This is a genomic window from uncultured Novosphingobium sp., from assembly GCF_964277725.1.
In the GTDB taxonomy this organism is placed as follows: Bacteria; Pseudomonadota; Alphaproteobacteria; order Sphingomonadales; family Sphingomonadaceae; genus Novosphingobium; species Novosphingobium fluoreni.
This window is the reverse complement of record NZ_CAXYKL010000132.1, coordinates 1-3,932: the sequence shown is the minus strand read 5'-3', so window position 1 is coordinate 3,932 and position 3,932 is coordinate 1. Positions and strand designations below refer to the sequence as shown.

The window sequence follows — 3,932 nt, the reverse complement described above, 5'->3', positions numbered from 1 at the left end:
GGGGCAAGCGCGCGCCCGTCAATGCCAGACAGCGGCACCATGCCCAGGATGAAGCGCTGGTAGCCACGATCCTTCGCCCAGAGCATCAGCCCGGCGAACAGGAAATCCATCGTGCCCGGGGGCGCTTCATCGCGATAGCGCATCAGGTCCACCGAGATCTCGGCCTTGTTGCCCGCCAGCCATAAGTTGGCGAAAGCGACGATCCGATCCTCCACCATGACCAGCGCGACATCGAAATTGCTCAGGTACGCGCGGTCGAACCGGCCCAGGCTGAAGCCTTTCTCCTGATGGCCTTTTGCAGCCATCCATTCGTTCGAGACTTGCTCCAGTTCGTCCAGAATCACTGGAACCGCCAGCGCCGGCACGATGCGCAAGGTGGCACCCGCCCGCTCCGCCACGCGGCGAGACTTGCGCACGCTGCGCAAGTCCGGTGTGTCCAGGGTGAAGGCGGGCAGATCGATAACCGCTTCCTCGCCGAACTTCACCAGCTGCAGCCCAAGCCCGATCGCCAGATCCAGCGCCGCGGGCGAAACCTCGTACAGCAGGATGCGCCCCTGCTGGCGGTGGGAGAGCGCCCGCAGGCTCCATAGCAACTCTGGCCAGGCCTCCCGCGCACCCACCGGGTCGCCCATCACGATCCAGCTTGCGCCCTTCACCTGGTACATCAGGAAAGCGTCCCGCGCCTCGGAGATCAGGAAGCGCTTGTCCCCGGTAAGCGCCAGCATCGCTTCGGACCGGCCACTGGTGGCGACGATCTGGCGGATCAGCGGCCAGTCTCGATCGTCCAAGCCCTGCAAACGGCCCGTCGGGCTGGGCCGCATCAGCCGCCACACCGCAAATCCTGTCAGTACCACCGCACTTGCCAGAGTGGCGCGCATGTAGCGCGGGGCATCGCCGTGCAGCGCAAAGTTCCACCACAAGTCATCGCTGTAGGGGACATGACGATAGGCAAACAGGCCGGACCAGGCAACGATCGCCGCCACCGAAGCCGTGGCCGTCAGCCAGCCCGCCGTCAGCGGCTGATCAATCAAAGCGGTGCGGCGGTAAAACGCGTGCCGCGTCAGATGCAGCAAGGCAGCCAGGCCAAGGCAGGCGCTCGCCTCTTCATAATCGATACCCTTCGCCAGCGAGAATACCGCACCCGCCACCAGCAGCGCCCGCGTGGCCAGGCAGGCCCCGTCCAGCCGCCGATACAGCCCCGGAGCCAGCAGCAGCAGCGCCGTGCCGCACAAGCTGGCCGCGATATGGCTGGCCTCAATGAAAGGCAGCGGCACGATGGCACCCAGAGCGCCTATGCGCGCATGGATCGCGGGCAGCGAGCCAGACAACAGCAGCATCGCGCCGCCCAGGAACGTCGCCAGGCTCAGCAGCGGTGGCGCTACGTTCACGGCGATGGCCTGGAGGCTCTCCAGCACGCGATTGGCGCGGGTGCTGCGCCGGGCCTCGTGCCACGCCAGCATCACCACGCCCAGTGCCAGCGGCAGGAGGTAATAAATCACGCGATAGGCGATCAGCGCGGCGAACAAGCTAGCCCGATCGCTAGGGACCACCGCCAGCACGACGGACTCGAAGATGCCGACGCCGCCGGGCACATGGCTGACCAAAGCCGCGATGATCCCCAGCGCGTAGGCCAGGATGAAGGCGGGCAGTTGTGACGGGTCGGCGGCAGGCAGCAGCACGAACAACGCCGCCGATGCGCAGGAAATATCGAGGACGGAGACGATGACCTGCGCCGCCATTTCACTGCGACGAGGCAGGGGAACCTTGAACCCGAAGATCGTGATGCGAGAGCGGGAGAGACTCCCGGCCACGATCATGGCGACCAGCATGGCCAGGATCGCCGCGCCGGTCATCCGGGCCGTGGTCTCACTGATGCTGAGCGTGGCCAGTTGCAGGGGGCCGTGATGAAGCAGCAGCGCTGCCGAAGCCACCGTAACTACGCCGACCCAGAACATCGCCGCGGCAATCCCGACCACGCGGGCGATATCCGGCGCCTCCAGTCCGGCGGCGGCATAGACGCGGTACCTTGCAGACCCTCCCGTCAGCAACGCCAGCCCGAGGTTATGGCTGAGCGTATAGCTGCTGAACGAGGCCAGCGCGGCCTTGCGCCAGGGCAGGGGGCGATCGATCACTTTGAGGGCCAGGACATCGTAGAAGGTCAGCGCCAGATAGCTCGCTACCGTCAGCGCCAGGGACAGGGCGATTTGGACCAGACTCAGATCATGAACTGCGGCGCGAACCTGGGAATAGCGCACCTGCTGGGTCAGCCGGTTCAGCGCCAGAAAGCCCAGCGCGATGACGATCAGCACAACGCTCGCCGCAATCGGTCGCCGGTATCGCTGGAGCAGGGAGCGCAGGGTCTTCATCACAATGCCGGGTATGAGGCCGCCCGCCTTGCCGTCCGATCGCCGTAGCGTGAACAATCGGCAATCTTTCGATCGATCTACCAGCGCAGCGAATAGGTGATCACGAAGCAGGCGATGGTCAGCAGCACCATGGAGAGGATGAAGGTGGCATCGGCAATATGCTCCAGCCAGTGCAACCGGCGGATCGAATGGACCCGCAGCGCGAAGTAGGAAGACAGCGTTGCCAGCAGGAATGTCACCGCGTCGATCGACAGCAGATCGTCCGCCCAGGTGCTGTCACCGTGGACCGAGTTGCCCACCCGCAGCACGCCGATGCCTGTCATACAGACGCCCACCATGGCCGAAGCGATCGGGCAGATCAGGCGGCAGACGCTTTCGTCCAGCGCACGCCGGCGGGTGTCGTCGGGATCGCCGCTGCTGATCACGACTGCTTCTCCTGCTGCGTTCGCGGTGGGGCATAGCGCCGTTGGCCTGCGGGGCGGCTGACCGGCTCATGAGCAAAATTTAATGAAGCGGCATTGCGCCTGATCGCGCAAACGCGCCACTGTGGTGTTCGCACCTGCTCGACGATATCACCGCACCCGCCAAGAGCTTCGACAAGGCCCAAGATCGCGATGACCCAGAAGATCCTGCTGATCGAAGATGATACGACTACCGCCGATTTCATCGCCAATGGCCTTGAGGAAGAGGGCTTCCTGACAGACCGCGCCGCGAATGGCCGCGATGGCTTGTTCCTGGGGACGGACGGCACTTATTGCTGCATCGTCCTAGACCGGATGTTGCCCGGACTGGACGGCATGGCCGTGCTGGCGGCTCTACGCGGGGCCGGGATCGCCACGCCCGTCATCATCCTCTCGGCGTTGGGATCGCCCGAGGATCGCATCAAGGGCCTGACCAGCGGCGCGGACGATTACCTGACGAAGCCTTTCGCCTTTGCCGAGCTGCTTGCGCGAATCCGCCTGATCGTGCGGCGCGGCACGGCTGCTCCGGCAGTGGAAACGGTTTTGCGTTGCGATGACCTGGAGATGGACCTGCTTTCACGCCGGGTGCAGCGCGGCGGCCGCCAGATCGACTTGCAGCCGCGCGAATATCGCTTGCTGGAGTTCCTGCTGCGCCATGTCGACCAGGTGGTGACGCGCACGATCCTGCTGGAAGGCGTATGGGACTATCATTTCGATCCCGGCACCAACGTGATCGACGTCCACCTCAGCCGCCTGCGCAAGAAGATCGATGAGGGAGAGGCTCGGCCACTGCTGCACACTGTTCGCGGCGCGGGGTACAGGATCGGCGCACAGCCGTGAATGCCAACTCGACCACGTTTCGCTTCGCCGGGCTGGTTTTCCTGTTCCAGATCCTGGCCGCGACGGTACTCTTGTTTGGCCTCGGCGCGCTGCTGCGCTCGCAAAGCCGCGATGCCGCTATCTCGCGCGCGGAGACGATGCGGACGGATCTGTTGGAGTCGTACCAGTTCGGCGGGGCCGAGGCCTTGGGTCAGGCCGTGGACGGGCGGCTCATGGCCGGTGGCAGCCGGGGCGCGGTGCTGTTTCTCGCCGATGCCCGGGGCAA

The 3,932-nt window shown here is 65.1% G+C and carries 3 protein-coding genes and 1 pseudogene; 2 read left to right on the top strand and 2 right to left on the bottom strand.

From position 1 onward, the window contains the following. A partial coding sequence (gene mprF, locus ACHWRX_RS07850; RefSeq protein ID WP_394658768.1) for a bifunctional lysylphosphatidylglycerol flippase/synthetase MprF occupies nucleotides 1–2,423 on the bottom strand: 2,423 nt, incomplete at its 3' end. A 20-nt stretch (nucleotides 2,424–2,443) separates the two neighbouring features. Beyond that, the gene (locus ACHWRX_RS07845; protein ID WP_058737833.1) at nucleotides 2,444–2,791 is read right to left on the bottom strand and encodes a hypothetical protein; all 348 of its coding nucleotides are present in this window, start codon (nucleotides 2,789–2,791) and stop codon (nucleotides 2,444–2,446) included. 189 nt (nucleotides 2,792–2,980) lie between these two features. On the opposite strand from ACHWRX_RS07845, the gene ACHWRX_RS07840 reads away from it, so the two are divergent. Then, the gene (locus tag ACHWRX_RS07840; protein ID WP_394658767.1) at nucleotides 2,981–3,667 is read left to right on the top strand and encodes a winged helix-turn-helix domain-containing protein; all 687 of its coding nucleotides are present in this window, start codon (nucleotides 2,981–2,983) and stop codon (nucleotides 3,665–3,667) included. Then, nucleotides 3,664–3,932, top strand: a pseudogene (locus ACHWRX_RS07835) (sensor histidine kinase); the annotation flags it as partial. The gene ACHWRX_RS07840 and the pseudogene ACHWRX_RS07835, both read left to right, overlap by 4 nt.